This window comes from Bartonella sp. LJL80 (genome assembly GCF_054871565.1).
Window position 1 is genome coordinate 68,212 of sequence record NZ_JBTXLM010000009.1, and the last position, 15,498, is coordinate 83,709.

A 15,498-nucleotide genomic window follows, 5' to 3' on the forward strand; every position below is an offset into this window, starting at 1 on the left:
CTGGCTGAATACAATCGCGTCCAACCAGAATTCTTATCAATCAAAGCGGTGCAACGTCACCTTCCGCCCAACGCAAAGTGGTTGCGTTGGAAAAATCGTCAAAGCGTTGTTCTTCAATAGCCGTTCGAATGCCTTGCATGAGCTGCTGGTAGTAAGCAAGATTGTTCCACGTCAACAACATTCCGCCAAGTGCCTCACCCGCTTTGACAAGATGATGAAGATAGGCACGACTATAATCACGCGCAGCCGGGCATGAGGATTCGGGATCAAGCGGACGTGGGTCTTCAGCATGACGCGCATTGCGCAAATTAATCTTACCAAACCGCGTAAAAGCCAGTCCATGACGTCCCGCACGCGTCGGCATAACGCAATCAAACATATCAATACCGCGTGCGACGCTTTTTAAAATATCATCCGGTGTACCGACGCCCATTAGATAGCGGGGCTTATCTTCCGGTAAAATCGGACATGTTGCCTCAAGCATAGCCATCATCACATGTTGAGGTTCGCCAACCGCCAAACCACCAACGGCATATCCTTTAAGCCCCATTTCTTTCAGAGCCGTTGCGGAACGCTCACGCAACCTAGGATTATCGCCCCCCTGTACAATGCCGAACATCGCTTTGCCCGGTTGATGCCCAAATGCTGTTTTGCAGCGTTCCGCCCAACGCAAAGACAGTTCCATTGCCGCTTCCATCTCCTTTTCAGAAGCCGGCAACGCTACGCATTGATCAAGCTGCATTTGGATATCGGAATCCAGAAGACCTTGAATTTCGATCGATCGCTCGGGACTCATTTCGTAGCGTGCGCCGTCAATATGCGATTGAAATGTCACGCCCTTCTCGGTCAGCTTGCGCAATCCTGCAAGCGACATAACCTGAAACCCACCAGAGTCGGTTAAAATGGGTTTCGGCCAACGGGCAAACTCATGTAAACCGCCCAATCGCGCAACACGTTCGGCTCCCGGACGCAACATCAGATGATAGGTATTGCCAAGTATGATATCGGCACCCAAATCACTGACCTGCTCCATATACATCGCCTTGACTGTACCCGCTGTACCAACGGGCATGAAAGCGGGTGTCCGTACATTGCCCCGCGGCATGCTGATCTCGCCACGACGGGCTTGACCATCTTGCGCTATTTTCGTGAATTGGAATGTCTCTGTCATCGCTTCAGTCTTTTCGTTCCAATAAACTCGTATCACCATAGGAATAAAAACGATAACCGCTTTTTATGGCATGAGCATAGGCTTGTTGCATTGTTGACATGCCGCTGAATGCAGAAACAAGCATGAATAACGTTGATTTCGGTAAATGAAAGTTGGTCATAAGCCGGTCAACAAAACGGAATCGATAACCCGGCGTAATGAAAATATCAGTTGCACCAGACCAGGCTGATAGTTGCCCACGCTCATCCGTAGCACTTTCCAAAAGGCGTAATGCGGTTGTGCCGACAGCAACGACTTTGTTGCCACGTGCCTTGACAGCCATCAATGCTGCCGCCGTTTTGCTATCAATATGGCCAATCTCCGAATGCATTTTATGATGCTCGGTGTCATCCACCTTGACGGGAAGAAATGTCCCGGCACCGACATGCAACGTTACGAAATGCTCTTCAACACCACGCTGACGGATTTTTTCCAGTAAGTCGGGCGTAAAATGCAATCCGGCTGTTGGTGCAGCTACAGCACCCTCTTGTTTTGCATAAACTGTTTGATAGTCGCTCTCGTCTTGTGCATCTTCACCGCGTTTCAGCGCGATATAGGGTGGTAGAGGCATGTGTCCCACAAGCGCTATAGCCTTATCAAGCGCTTCCCCTGCCCGATCAAACTCCAGCAATGTTTCACCATCGTCGCCTTTTTCGACAACAACCGCACGCAGCTCGAAATCGGCCACGGAGAAAATGATAATCTCACCCACCTTCAAACGTTTTGCAGGCCTTACAAATGCTTTCCATTGGTTGCCCGAAACCCGCATGTGCAAAGTAGCACCGATGTGAGCTACCGCTTCGCCTCTCATGCGAATTCCTTGTAGTTGCGCACGGATAACCTTGGTGTCATTGAAAACCAAGGCATCTCCGGGGTTCAAAAGTGAAGGAAGATCGGCAACGCGGAGGTCTTCAAGCGGCGCGTCTGGTACCACATGCAGCAAAAGCGCGCTTTCGCGCGGCACTGCGGGACGCAGCGCAATCTGGTTTTCGGGTAGGTCAAAATCAAAAAGGTCAACTTGCATTAGAACGCACGGATCATAACAACACCAGTGATCAGCAAAATGACACCGGCTATTCGACCGATTGAAATTTCACGAACGGCAACACCTAGAAAGCCCGCTTTGTCGATCACCAGACCAGCGATCAACTGCCCTGACACAGCGAGCGCCATCACTGCTGCCGCGCCAACACGCGGTGTTAGAAGAATAACGGCTGTAACATAGAAACTGCCCAAAACACCGCCTGCAAGAAAAAGCCAGAAAGCGGGCACTCGCCATTGTGGAGACTGCCCGCTAAACTTTGCAAGCAAGATGGTGGCGACACCCAGAACCAGTGCACCAACACCAAAAGAAACGGCTGCTGCGGCGACCGGCATCGCCAACCCACGGCTGAGTTGCGTGTTGATAGGCGCTTGTAAAGCAATACAAGCACCTGCCAGAACACCAAGTATCGACCAGAAAGCAGCAGCCATAAGTAACTTACACTTTTACTTTTTATCAGCAGCAATAGTCGCCTTGACAATGCTGTCCGGATCGCTCACCGGCTCACCGCGTTTGATTTTGTCAACATTGTCCATGCCTTCAACAACTTGACCCCAAATCGAATATTGGCGATCAAGCCAAGGCGCATCTTCAAAGCAGATGAAGAATTGCGAGTTTGCCGAATTGGGATTTTGGCTGCGGGCCATCGACAAAGTACCACGTTTATGCGGAACGTTTGAAAACTCTGCCTTGAGATCTGGCTTATCCGAACCACCCATACCAGCGCGGGATGGGTTGAATTTCTTTCCGTCTTTCTTACCGAATTCGACATCGCCCGTTTGTGCCATAAAGCCATCAATAACACGATGGAAAACAACATTGTCATAGGCACCTTCACGAACCAGTTCCTTAACGCGGGCAACATGGGCCGGCGCCAAATCAGGCAACAGCTCAATCACCACATCGCCTTTGGTGGTTTCAAGAACGAGCGTATTTTCAGGATCTTTAATTTCAGCCATAGGTTAATTCCTTTTCAATTTTACTTGGCAGCTTCCAAATGGGCTTTCACGATGATATCCGGATCTTCAACAGATCCGTTATTATCGGTGCGGCCTTTTTTCACTTTATCAACCACATCCATCCCTTTGACCACTTCTCCGACAACGGTATACTGTCCATTCAAGAATGGCGCGTCGTCAAAACAAATGAAGAATTGTGAGTTGGCGGAATTCGGGTCCTGCGAACGTGCCATACCGACAGTGCCGCGCTTGAACGGTGCTTTTGAGAATTCTGCAGGTATATCAGGATAGTTCGAACCGCCCATGCCAGCACGACGCGGGTTAAAGTCAGCGCTGCCTTTTTTACCAAATTTCACATCGCCTGTCTGCGCCATAAAACCCGGAATAACACGATGGAAAACGACATTATCATAAGCGCCTTCTTTGGTCAGCTTTTCGATTTGAGCCACGTGTTTTGGCGCCAAATCAGGCCGAAGCTTTATGACGACGTCACCATTTTTCAAAGTTAAAACCAGATTTTCTCCACCAGCCGCCAATGCACCCGTCGAAAGCGATGCGAGTGCAAAAACGACAGCCATCACGGCAAAAAGTTTTCTTAACACGTTAGGTTCTCCATTCAGGATTTAAATTTCTCACGCAAAGCAGCTGCAACATTCGCTGGCACGAACGGCGAAACATCGCCCCCCATTGCAGCTATTTGGCGCACCAATGTTGCCGTTATAGCACGGACTGAAACGCTTGCCGGTAAAAATACCGTTTGCAGCTCTGGTGCCATAATACCGTTCATACCAGCCATCTGCATTTCATAATCAAGATCCGTGCCATCGCGCAATCCGCGAATAATCATCGATGCCCCTATTTCCCGGGCTGTATCAATGAGCAAATTATCAAAAGAAATAACCGACAGGCGTTCTTCCGCCACGCCCAATATGTCTTTGCCTAATTCTTCTATAAATTGACGACGTTCTTCAAAGCTGAACAGCGGTTTTTTGTTCGGCTGAATTCCGATGGCAACAACGACCTTATCGGCAACAACAAGGCCTCCACGCAAAACATCGATATGACCGTTGGTAACGGGATCGAAAGAACCGGCATAAATGGCAACTGTCATTCTTACGCTCCCGTTAAGTCAAGTCCTGCTGTTGCTATCGGCTGAATGTCTATTCCTCAGCTCCAGCAACAACTTCAGTATCGGCTGCAATGTCAAGTTCGCCGTCCTCGGAACCATCATCTTCCGGCTCTGATATACGCTCGACTGACACGACCTTTTCATTATCGGCAGTATGGAAGATCGTTACGCCCTTGGTTGAGCGACCGGCGATACGGATGCCATCAACCGGCACACGGATCAATTGGCCACCATCTGAAACCAACATGATCTGGTCTTGCGCTTCGACAGGAAACGCCGCAACCAATTTGCCGATCTCAGCAGTCTTGGACGGATCAGTTGCCCGAATACCCTTGCCGCCACGTCCCGAAATGCGGAATTCATAAGATGACGAACGTTTTCCGTAGCCAAACTCGCTGACAGTCAGGAGCGTTTGCTCTTGCCCCGCAAGCTCGATATAACGCTCATCACTCAATTCGGTTTCAACGGCGACTTCTTCATCACTGACGATAGCGACATCATCAGCGTCGGCACCAGCGGCCCTTCGCTCGGCAACCGCCCGCTTGATATAGGCGGAACGCTCCGCTGGCGTTGCTTCCACATGGCCCAGAATTGTCATGGAGATAACGGTATCACCTTCTGCCATATTGATGCCACGCACACCAATGGAGTTACGGCCTGCAAACACACGCACGTCAACAACAGGGAAACGGATACATTGACCATTGGCGGTTGTCAGCACAACATCGTCATTCTCAGTACATGTTTCAACGGAAAGAATCTCGTCGCCTTCCTCATCAAGCTTCATGGCGATTTTACCATTCCGATTGACCTGAACAAAATCTGAAAGCTTGTTGCGCCGCACAGTTCCACGCGTTGTCGCAAACATCACGTCCAACTCGCTCCAACTTGCCTCATCTTCCGGCAATGGCATAATAGTGGTGATACGTTCACCCTGTTGCAGTGGCAACATATTGATCAGCGCTTTACCGCGTGACTGTGGCGTCCCCACCGGCAAACGCCAAACCTTTTCCTTATAAACGATACCACGCGAAGAGAAGAACAATACCGGCGTATGTGTATTGGCGACAAACAAACGTGTGACGAAATCTTCATCCTTGGTGGACATGCCTGAGCGGCCTTTACCGCCGCGACGCTGCGCCCGATAGGTATTGAGCGGAACGCGTTTGATGTAACCGCTATGGCTGACTGTTACCACCATATCTTCGCGTGCGATAAGATCTTCGTCATCCATCTCTGCACCACCGAGACCGAAAGCAGTCCGTCTCGGGGTGGCAAACTCGTCGCGCAATGCAATCATCTCGTCCTTGACGATGGTCATAATGCGCAAGCGTGAAGCCAATATATCCAGATAATCGGCAATTTCAGCGCCAATTGTATTCAACTCGTCGGCAATTTCGTCTCGGCCAAGAGCCGTTAAACGCTGCAAGCGCAGTTCGAGAATGGCGCGCGCCTGTTCTTCCGAAAGATTGTAGGTGTTATCGTCATGAATGATATGGCGCGGATCATCAATCAGCTTGATCAACGGCGCCACATCAGCAGCCGGCCAGCGCCGCGTCATCAACTGCTCACGCGCAGTTTGCGGGTCTGGCGCCTTACGGATAAGCGCAATAATTTCGTCGATATTGGCAACAGCGATTGCCAGACCAACCAGAACATGCGCCCGTTCACGCGCCTTACGCAGGAGGTATTTGGTACGACGACTTACAACCTCTTCGCGGAAGGCAACAAAGGCGCGAAGCATATCCAACAGAGTCAACTGCTCCGGCTTGCCGCCATTCAGCGCCACCATATTGCAACCAAAAGACGTCTGCAGCGGTGTATAGCGATAAAGCTGGTTGAGGACGACATCGGCAACCGCATCACGCTTCAGCTCGATCACGACGCGATAGCCATCGCGATCGGATTCATCGCGCAAATCCGAAATACCTTCAATACGCTTATCACGTACCAATTCGGCCATTTTCTCGATCATGGTCGCTTTATTCACCTGATAGGGAACTTCGCTGACTATGATAGCCTGCCGATCGTTGCGGATTTCTTCGATCTCCACCTTGGCCCGCATAATAACCGAACCACGGCCAGTCTCATAAGCCGAACGGATACCCGCACGTCCAAGAATGATGCCGCCGGTTGGGAAATCGGGCCCTGGAATGATCTCGATCATCTCCTCAAGCGTCATTGCTGGATTGTCGATCAATGCGACACAACCATTAATAACTTCACCCAGATTATGCGGCGGAATATTGGTTGCCATACCTACGGCAATACCACCGGAACCGTTAACCAGTAGATTTGGGAAGCGCGCCGGTAGTACGACCGGCTCCTGCTCACGTCCATCATAATTGTCTTGAAAATCGACCGTTTCTTTATCGATATCGAGAAGGAGATTTTCAGACACCTTCTCCAGACGGCACTCGGTATAACGCATGGCTGCCGGAGGATCGCCATCAATAGAGCCGAAATTACCCTGACCATCAATCAAAGGATCGCGCAACGAGAAGTCCTGCGCCATACGCACCAACGCGTCATAGATAGAGGCGTCACCGTGCGGGTGGAATTTACCCATAACCTCACCGACCACACCGGCCGATTTACGATAGGATTTGTTATAGGAAAGCCCCATCTCGTTCATTGCATGAAGGATACGGCGATGCACAGGCTTCAATCCATCACGCACATCCGGCAGGGCGCGCGATACAATTACGCTCATGGCGTAATCGAGATAAGAGCGTTGCATTTCCTCGATAATGTTGACCGGTTCAATGCCGTTCGGTGCACCAGAATCTGGCGGCAGAATATGATCGTTCACGGTTTCATTACTTTCCAAATAGAATCAATTCACCCTTTATAACGAAAATTGCCCTGAAACGCCAATTCACCGCCCTTTAATGCGCTCCAATTTGCTTTTGTATTTCAGCACGTTATTTGCTAACAACAAAAAGTGGTGGATGACGCATCGACTTTTTCCACATTTATGATGAAAACGGCGATTGATCGGCAATAAAGGACTGACAACCATGTTCGAAACGGGCTTGCTGCTAAACGCTTTGATCACACTTTTGGTGACGATAGACCCACCCGGACTTGTTCCAATTTTCTTGAGCCTGACCGACGGCATGAGCCGGGCTGAACGTCGCTCGACGGCTGTGACAGCATCCATTATCGCCTTTTTCATTTTGATAGCCTTCGCTTTGGCTGGCGCGGCCATTCTCAATGGGCTTGGTATATCGCTCGGAGCATTCCAAATAGCCGGCGGTATCCTGCTTTTCGCCATTGCTTTTGAAATGATTTTTGAAAAGCGCTCGGAACGAAAAGAAAAGAGCGCCAAAACAGCTATCACCAAAGACCATATTCGCAATATAGCAGCCTTCCCCCTAGCTTTACCGATGATCGCTGGCCCCGGTTCTATATCGGCCACGATTTTGATGGCCAGCAAAAATCCGGGCTTCATTGGATCAATCGCTTCAACCGTTGTCATTTTAGGTGCTATGATTGCCTGTTATGCCTTTATGATGCTGGCACATCCCATTGACAGATTTCTCGGGGACACTGGACGAACCATTGTCACAAGGCTTTTCGGCGTATTGTTGGCCGCGTTGGCTGTGCAATTTGTTGCCAACGGTATCATTACACTCTTTAAGCTATCCTAAAACAGGTGGATTAAAAGCTGTAAAGGCGGACGACTATCGTAGAAGTCAGAGGCTGCAAGCCGGGCTTTATCAGCGTCAACTCAACTTCTACTGCGCGGCAGGACAGGTTTCAGCAACTTTATCCAGAAAAATGGCTGCATCAATTTTCAAGCGGCTTTCAGCAGCCATATAGCTGAACTTTCCACATAATTGACCTCGACAATCAAACAATCGCAAATCGTAGTCGCCGTCTGGACATTCAGACTTGAAAGAAACATCGTCTCCAATGAGCATCGGCCGGGTCTTACACTGTTTTTCTTGGGCCGCAGGAAGTCCGATATTGGCTGCCCGTTTCATATCACTTTTCGAATAGCACCGCATAAAAGATTGCTCTTTGGCCGTAACCTTGCCGCTGATACGCGGTTCAATCCATGTAATACGCCAGTAACCGGCGCTAACACGGTTGGCAATTTCGCGTTGATTCTCTTCGCTGCTACCGGGCCCGACAGTCACAGAACCGCCAAAATATTCAAACGTCGCCTGCCCATAAGCAAGCGAGCCTAAGCATTGGACACCTATCACTCCTAAAAAAGATAAGAAAATCCTTAAGTGAAGCGCTTTTAGAACCTTCATCACTCACCACACTGGCCGACATAAGTTGCAACGACAGAACTTTGCGCTTGAATTCCATAGCGCGTATCATCTGAACTTGAACCATAGTCCAAGTCCCCCTCCAAGCGTCCGGGAGACACCGCATACATTTCAAACTGATAATGTCCTCCGATGTCGGCGCCTTCATCGCAATTGGCCCAAACCAGAAGACTGTCATCGGTAATGCGATATTCCTTAAGTTTACAACGGCCTATTCTTGGCTCAAAGTCGAAGAAAACAGCTGCTTCATCCGCGGATTTTTGCAAACAGATACGGCTCGTTTGCGTTATAGGTCTGACGCCGTCATTGCTATAGTGGAGACTGGTTACGGCAAAGTCCCAAGCACCAAGTGGTTTCCTGTCCTGCGACTGCGCTGTCAGGCTTGAAATTCCGACGACCACAAAAACTATGGCTAAAAGACGCCAGCTCATCGCATACCCAATGCACTATGTCGCCCAATCCACGCACCGATAATCTGTAAGTCGAGATAAGTCATACCTTTTTCTGACATCACCTTGTCAGATTCAGCACGGGTCATTTCTTTGGCAAAGTCCATCTTGCGACCGTAGAAATTCATCAAAGCCGCATATTCCTGAATTGTCATGGGGGCATCTTCATAAAGCGGCCCGTCATTGAGTACGGACTGAACGTAGTCTTTTGCGTACTTACCGTAAGATAGGCTGTCTTTCTCGGCATCCATGAAAAAATAGGCTCCGTAAAGATTGATGAGCGTGAAACTTGCATCATCTTTCATACGCTTGCCGAACTCGACATTGGCATGATCACGTTGAGCTTCGGAAAACCCATAAACCTTTTTCAGCGACGCCTCATCATCAATGTTTACATCACGATAAAACGCGTCATATGCCATTTGCGCAAATATAATGAATTCTACGCCATCTACTGGCTCAAGAAGCTTCCTATCAAATGTAGGGGACTTCTTGACCAGAGGAGGCGGGATTTCCGCCGCAGACTGCATAGCGGTCTGCGGTATGTTACTGGCAACTGCGAATTGCAAAAACAGCAATGTGCATAGAAAACAACCAACTGTAAGGACAGTTTTTTTCATCTTTTTCCCCGCTTAAAATGGCATTTAGCTTAGAATGGCACTTCATCGTCAAGTTCGCGTGAGAAATTTCCACCGGATGACTGGTTTCCACCGCCAAAACCACCGCTCTGATCGTTTCCAGAGAAGCCGCCAGAACCGCCGCCATACCCACCGGATTGATCGCTGACCTGCGAGCGACCGCCGCCACCTTCGCCGCGGCCATCAAGCATTTGCAACTCACCACGGAATTTTTGCAATACGATTTCTGTCGTATAACGATCATTTCCGTTCTGGTCTTGCCATTTGCGTGTTTGCAATTGGCCCTCAATATAGACCTTTGCGCCTTTTTTCACATATTGCTCGACAACTTTAACCAGATTGTCGTTAAAAATAACAACGCTATGCCACTCTGTGCGCTCGCGACGCTCCCCCGTATTGCGATCACGCCAGCTTTCTGATGTCGCAATGCGCAGGCTTGCCACTTGATCGCCCGAATTCATCCGGCGGATTTCCGGATCCGCCCCCAAATTGCCGATCAAGATAACTTTATTAACACTGCCTGCCATTATTCAAACTCCAAAACACGCGACCGCGCAGTCGCTGATAAAATTATGCCTACAATACAGATTTTTCACAATGCGCGCATAAAAAGCGCTCCCTTGCGCCGGTCTTTCCACAGAACTTCTGCCGTGCAGCGATGTTGACCTTTCATCAAGCCATTGCAATTTATAGCGATGTCTCCTATTTGAAAGCAAGTGTTCCATTTTTGTTCCATTCCCACAAGGCCGGATATGTCTGATCAAAAGTTTATTTCTATACGCGGCGCGCGCGAGCATAACCTCAAAAACATCGATCTCGACCTTCCGCGTGACAAGTTAATTGTCATGACCGGTCTATCTGGGTCTGGCAAGTCGTCGCTGGCATTCGATACGATCTATGCAGAGGGACAGCGCCGTTATGTCGAGAGCCTTTCGGCCTATGCACGCCAGTTTCTCGAGATGATGCAAAAGCCTGATGTCGACCAGATCGACGGGCTTTCTCCGGCCATATCCATTGAACAAAAAACCACCAGTCGTAATCCTCGTTCAACCGTAGGCACGGTGACCGAGATCCACGACTATATGCGACTTTTATTTGCGCGCGTCGGCGTACCTTATTCGCCGGCGACCGGTCTGCCGATTGAAAGCCAAACAGTCAGTCAGATGGTCGACCGCGTGATGGCGCTGCCTGAAGGTACACGTCTGTTTATCATGGCACCGCTGGCACGCGGACGTAAGGGCGAATATAAAAAGGAAATGGCGGAGCTTCTTAAAAAAGGCTTCCAACGAGTGAAAGTCGACGGTGTCTTCTATGAAATCGCTGACGTGCCTGCATTGGACAAGAAATATAAGCACGACATAGACGTTGTTGTTGATCGTGTGGTCGTGCGTGACGACCTTGCCACCCGCTTGGCCGATAGTCTTGAAACCAGCCTGCGTTTGGCCGACGGACTGGCTATTGCCGAAATGGCAGATAAACCACTGCCGGCGAGTGCGACCGCAGGTGGCTCTGCCAATAAGTCGAAGAATGAAACGCACGAAAGCTTGGTGTTTTCAGAAAAATTTGCTTGTCCGGTTTCAGGTTTCACTATTCCCGAAATCGAACCCCGTTTATTTTCGTTTAACAATCCTTTTGGCGCATGTCCCACTTGTGATGGGCTTGGCACTCAACAGGCAATCGATCCATCAATGGTTGTTCCGGACGAGAGTGCAACATTGAAGGGCGGTGCCATCGCACCCTGGGCAAAATCATCCTCGCCCTACTACAATCAAACGTTGGAAGCGTTGGGCAAAGCTTTCAATTTTAAATTGACCGATAAATGGAACGCGCTTTCCGATGAAGCACGCCATGCCATTCTCTATGGTACGGGTAAAAAGGAAGTCACCTTTACATATAATGACGGCTTGCGCTCATATTCTGCGACGAAAAGCTTTGAAGGCGTCATTCCCAACATGGAACGTCGTTGGAAAGAGACGGATTCCGCCTGGTCTCGGGAAGAAATTGAACGCTACATGTCATCGTCGCCCTGCCCGGCTTGCAACGGCTATCGTTTAAAGCCGGAAGCCTTAGCCGTAAAGATAGACAAGCTGCATATTGGTCAAGTCTCGGAAATGTCGATCTCCAAGGCTGATCAATGGTTTATGCAAATAGATAAAAGCTTTACCGAAAAGCAGCGTGATATTGCCGCTCGTATTCTGAAAGAAATCCGCGAACGTCTCAAGTTTCTCAATGATGTCGGGCTTGAATATCTTACCCTGTCGCGAAATTCTGGAACGCTATCTGGCGGTGAAAGCCAACGTATACGTTTGGCCTCGCAAATAGGATCGGGCTTGACCGGTGTCCTCTATGTTCTAGATGAACCGTCGATCGGCCTCCATCAACGCGATAATGCGCGCTTGCTTGAAACGTTGCACCACCTACGTGACTTGGGCAATACCGTGATCGTTGTCGAACATGATGAAGATGCTATCCGGACAGCGGATTATGTTGTGGATATCGGCCCTGCTGCCGGTGTCCATGGCGGACATGTGATCGCCCAGGGAACTCCGCGCGATGTCATGGATGACCCCGCCTCACTCACAGGTCAATATTTGTCGGGCAAGATGGAAGTCGCTGTTCCGTCTGAACGCAGAAAAATCTCCAAGTCACGCAAATTGAAGGTTGTAGGTGCACGTGGCAATAATCTGAAAAATGTCAGTGCCGATATACCTCTTGGCACATTTACCTGTGTCACGGGTGTTTCCGGCGGTGGCAAATCGACCTTCTTGATTGAAACACTATTCAAGGCCGCTTCTCGTCGCATCATGGGAAGTAGAGAACATCCAGCCGAGCACGATAAGATCGACGGCTTGGAATTCCTAGATAAGGTGATTGATATCGACCAATCACCGATAGGACGTACGCCGCGTTCCAATCCCGCAACCTACACGGGTGCCTTTACGCCCATCCGTGACTGGTTTGCCGGTTTACCTGAATCGAAGGCGCGTGGTTACCAACCTGGCCGCTTCTCGTTCAATGTGAAAGGTGGCCGTTGTGAAGCCTGTCAGGGCGACGGCGTCATCAAAATCGAGATGCACTTTCTACCGGATGTTTATGTGACATGTGATGTTTGCCATGGAAAACGTTATAATCGCGAAACGCTGGATGTAACCTTCAAAGGTAAATCCATAGCCGATGTTCTGGACATGACGGTGGAAGAGGCCGCTGAATTCTTTCAGGCCGTACCTGCCATTCGCGATAAGATGGATACATTGGTCAAAGTCGGGCTTGGTTATGTCAAAGTCGGGCAACAGGCTACAACGTTATCGGGTGGTGAAGCACAGCGTGTCAAGCTGGCCAAGGAGTTGTCACGCAAAGCGACCGGCAGAACGCTTTACATACTTGATGAACCGACGACAGGCCTCCACTTCCACGATGTGGCCAAGTTGCTAGAGGTTTTGCACGAATTGGTCGAACAAGGAAACACAGTAGCCGTTATCGAGCATAATCTTGAGGTGATCAAGACCGCTGACTGGATCATCGATCTGGGGCCGGAAGGTGGCGATGGCGGTGGCGAAATCGTTGCGGTGGGCCGGCCGGAAGATATCGTAAATGTCGAGCGCTCATATACGGGGCATTTCCTGAAAGAGCTTTTGGAGCGGCGACCACTGCAAAAATCCGCTTAAATTCAGAAGCCTCAGAGATAACTAAACGGCAGGAGTAATCCTGCCGTTGTTTATTTGATCATTCGCGAGGCTATAAGTGTCTAACAGGCTTGATAGAATCCCAATAATTTCGGCTTTTTAAACGATGGCGACCGCTTATATCATCACATTCTAAGTACTCGGTATTTTATTGACAACCACTTCCATTATCAATTGACATACGGGATAATGTGGCAGGCATTTCTCTCGCGATTAAATTGATCCTATATTTTCTCTTCTGCGCACATTATTCGCATCCTTGACATATCGATCAGCGAGTACACTATGAAAGTAGCGATATGCGATAGGAACAGTCGCATGTTATGGCGCACCCGACAGAATTCGAATCTGTGACCTCTGCCTTCGGAGGGCAGCGCTCTATCCAGCTGAGCTACGGGTGCGCAAGGCTGGTGAAAACCAGTGGTGGTCTTCTAACCGAACAAACGCCATGCATCAATCAAAAAAGATAGTTCCGTCTATTTATTCCTTTCCATGCACGAACAAGGAAAGTAGCGCTATCGTTTTTTACTCCCAAAATTTTAACAATTTTCGGCACTGCATTGACATAGGGTTGCTAAAGTTCATGGCTCTCTTTAGGCATAAAAACTTGGGCCGCAACATCACTTAAAATGTTGCGGCCCGTATTGTCATAAATAGCTATATCCGGTTTAGCGCGTCAGATCTTTTTTTGCAGCGTCGAGCTCTTTTTGTGCTTGCTCTAACTTTTCCTGACGTCGTTCGATTTTTTTCGTATCACCTTTTGCCTTTGCTTCAGCCAGATCGGACTGACGCTCAGCAACCTTGCGCTCTTTTTCAGCCACTTTAGCTTGGCGTTCTTTTAACAAGCCTTCATCGGTGCAATGGGCTTCCAACTCTCGAAGAGCTTTTTGCAAACCGGCAACACGATTCTTGTTCTCGTGGGTGCGGGCATATTCAATTTGGTCCGAAACTTCCTGTTTCTTGGCAGCACAACCGGTCAAATTGCTTTCTGCATATGCTTGCGTTCCTAAAATGGTCAAAAGACCTGCACATACGATGAGTTTTTTGTACATTGATACCTCTTAGCGATCTAAATATAAGTTTTAATATAATCCCCGAGCGATAGATCCGGTGGAATCACCTTTGACTTATATTATATCAAATTGAGACTTTTACGTGATGCAAGACTCGTCTCTTCACTCAGCCAATCCTAAACAAAACGGAAATGGCGTTTCCTTAGGAACTCAAAATAAGATAAAGACATTGCGACATACATTCCGGACATGACAACATGACAAGCACGATCAAGGATTTCCATTTCATTGCCGCTGAGACCGAGCAGGCACAAAAGGCCCGTAATAAGCTCGCCAAGATCTACGGCCAGGCGAATATTGAAAAAGCCGATGTTATCGTCGCGCTTGGTGGCGATGGCACCATGCTACAGGTTCTGCGCGATTTTATGAATACGGAAAAGCCTATCTATGGTATGAATCGCGGCTCTGTCGGTTTTCTTATGAATGAATATCATGAGCGCAATCTCCCCGAAAGAATAGCTTCAGCACATAAGGAAGAGATACATCCCTTACGCATGGTGGCCGATTCCCTCCACGACGGCCATATAGAGGCGTTGGCAATCAATGAGGTATCATTGTTCCGGCAATCCTATCAGGCCGCTAAAATCCGCATAAGCATTGACGATAAGGTGCGCATGGAGGAGTTGAGCTGTGACGGTATCATGGTGGCAACGCCTGCCGGTTCCACGGCTTATAACCTTTCGGCACAGGGCCCCATCCTGCCGCTTATGGCGCCATTAATGGCACTTACCCCGGTAAGTCCGTTCCGCCCACGGCGCTGGCATGGCGCGCTGCTTCCCAATACGGTCACTGTGCGTTTTGACATGCTTGAGACAAACAAGCGTCCCGTCAACGCCGCTGCCGACAATGTGGAAGTAAAATCAGTGAAATCCGTCACAATTTCCGCCGCCCGCGATACGACTGCTTCTATTCTCTTTGATCCCAACCATTCTTGGGATGAACGGATTTTATCCGAACAATTCCGTTATTAGATGGTTTTTTGGGACTAAGCGGCCTCTAAAACACGGTTATGGTTGACTTTTTGGTTAATGC

Annotated in this window: 15 protein-coding genes and 1 tRNA gene; 3 read left to right on the forward strand and 13 right to left on the reverse strand. The window is 49.2% G+C overall.

All coding sequences use genetic code 11. The features are described from left to right. Positions 1 to 40: 40 nt before the first annotated feature. Genes tgt through gyrA form a run of 7 tightly spaced genes read right to left on the reverse strand, consistent with a single transcriptional unit; the run spans position 41 to position 7,152 of the window. The gene (gene tgt, locus ACYSNS_RS12720; protein WP_461723541.1) at positions 41 to 1,171 is read right to left on the reverse strand and encodes a tRNA guanosine(34) transglycosylase Tgt; all 1,131 of its coding nucleotides are present in this window, start codon (positions 1,169 to 1,171) and stop codon (positions 41 to 43) included. Between the two features lie 4 nt (positions 1,172 to 1,175). Further along, positions 1,176 to 2,234, reverse strand: coding sequence for a tRNA preQ1(34) S-adenosylmethionine ribosyltransferase-isomerase QueA (queA, locus tag ACYSNS_RS12725; RefSeq protein ID WP_461723542.1), 1,059 nt, complete (start codon positions 2,232 to 2,234; stop codon positions 1,176 to 1,178). Next, complete coding sequence (locus tag ACYSNS_RS12730; protein ID WP_461723543.1) at positions 2,234 to 2,683, reverse strand: DMT family transporter; 450 nt, start codon at positions 2,681 to 2,683, stop codon at positions 2,234 to 2,236. The genes queA and ACYSNS_RS12730 overlap by 1 nt, the downstream gene beginning before the upstream one ends. A 15-nt stretch (positions 2,684 to 2,698) precedes the next feature. Beyond that, complete coding sequence (locus ACYSNS_RS12735; RefSeq protein WP_461723544.1) at positions 2,699 to 3,211, reverse strand: peptidylprolyl isomerase; 513 nt, start codon at positions 3,209 to 3,211, stop codon at positions 2,699 to 2,701. 20 nt (positions 3,212 to 3,231) lie between these two features. Then, positions 3,232 to 3,789: a peptidylprolyl isomerase gene (locus tag ACYSNS_RS12740; RefSeq protein ID WP_461723574.1), complete on the reverse strand. Its 558-nt coding sequence runs from the start codon at positions 3,787 to 3,789 to the stop codon at positions 3,232 to 3,234. A gap of 38 nt (positions 3,790 to 3,827) precedes the next feature. Beyond that, positions 3,828 to 4,322: a pantetheine-phosphate adenylyltransferase gene (coaD, locus tag ACYSNS_RS12745; RefSeq protein WP_461723545.1), complete on the reverse strand. Its 495-nt coding sequence runs from the start codon at positions 4,320 to 4,322 to the stop codon at positions 3,828 to 3,830. Between the two features lie 49 nt (positions 4,323 to 4,371). Continuing rightward, positions 4,372 to 7,152, reverse strand: coding sequence for a DNA gyrase subunit A (gene gyrA, locus ACYSNS_RS12750; RefSeq protein ID WP_461723546.1), 2,781 nt, complete (start codon positions 7,150 to 7,152; stop codon positions 4,372 to 4,374). A gap of 208 nt (positions 7,153 to 7,360) precedes the next feature. On the opposite strand from gyrA, the gene ACYSNS_RS12755 reads away from it, so the two are divergent. Then, on the forward strand, positions 7,361 to 7,993 hold the full coding sequence (locus ACYSNS_RS12755; RefSeq protein WP_461723575.1) for a MarC family protein: 633 nt from the start codon (positions 7,361 to 7,363) through the stop codon (positions 7,991 to 7,993). Positions 7,994 to 8,080: 87 nt separating this feature from the next. Here the strand turns inward: ACYSNS_RS12755 and ACYSNS_RS12760 are convergent, their stop codons facing one another. From ACYSNS_RS12760 to ACYSNS_RS12775, 4 genes are read right to left on the reverse strand one after another with little or no spacing between them, the layout of a single operon-like run. Continuing rightward, positions 8,081 to 8,605 carry a hypothetical protein gene (locus ACYSNS_RS12760; protein ID WP_461723547.1) on the reverse strand — a complete coding sequence of 175 codons (525 nt, stop codon included), beginning with the start codon at positions 8,603 to 8,605 and terminating at the stop codon, positions 8,081 to 8,083. Next, positions 8,605 to 9,054, reverse strand: a complete 450-nt coding sequence (locus ACYSNS_RS12765) for a hypothetical protein (protein ID WP_461723548.1) — start codon at positions 9,052 to 9,054, stop codon at positions 8,605 to 8,607. Before ACYSNS_RS12765 ends, ACYSNS_RS12760 begins: the two co-directional genes overlap by 1 nt. Then, a complete protein-coding gene (locus ACYSNS_RS12770; protein ID WP_461723549.1) occupies positions 9,051 to 9,692 on the reverse strand; it encodes a hypothetical protein in 642 nt (213 codons plus the stop codon). The genes ACYSNS_RS12765 and ACYSNS_RS12770 overlap by 4 nt, the downstream gene beginning before the upstream one ends. Positions 9,693 to 9,721: 29 nt before the next feature. Next, positions 9,722 to 10,237 carry a single-stranded DNA-binding protein gene (locus ACYSNS_RS12775; protein ID WP_461723550.1) on the reverse strand — a complete coding sequence of 172 codons (516 nt, stop codon included), beginning with the start codon at positions 10,235 to 10,237 and terminating at the stop codon, positions 9,722 to 9,724. A gap of 225 nt (positions 10,238 to 10,462) precedes the next feature. Between ACYSNS_RS12775 and uvrA the strand changes: the two genes are divergently transcribed. Next, entirely contained in the window at positions 10,463 to 13,375 is a 2,913-nt protein-coding gene (uvrA, locus tag ACYSNS_RS12780) for an excinuclease ABC subunit UvrA (protein ID WP_461723551.1), read from the forward strand. Between the two features lie 342 nt (positions 13,376 to 13,717). Here uvrA and ACYSNS_RS12785 read toward each other — a convergent pair. Together ACYSNS_RS12785 and ACYSNS_RS12790 are read right to left on the reverse strand one after the other, a co-directional pair. Beyond that, positions 13,718 to 13,794 (reverse strand) — tRNA-Arg (locus tag ACYSNS_RS12785). A gap of 267 nt (positions 13,795 to 14,061) precedes the next feature. Continuing rightward, positions 14,062 to 14,445, reverse strand: coding sequence for a DUF1090 domain-containing protein (locus ACYSNS_RS12790; protein ID WP_461723552.1), 384 nt, complete (start codon positions 14,443 to 14,445; stop codon positions 14,062 to 14,064). A 218-nt stretch (positions 14,446 to 14,663) separates the two neighbouring features. Here ACYSNS_RS12790 and ACYSNS_RS12795 point away from each other — a divergent pair, with 218 nt between their 5' ends. Next, positions 14,664 to 15,437, forward strand: coding sequence for an NAD kinase (locus ACYSNS_RS12795; RefSeq protein ID WP_461723553.1), 774 nt, complete (start codon positions 14,664 to 14,666; stop codon positions 15,435 to 15,437). Positions 15,438 to 15,498: the final 61 nt, after the last annotated feature.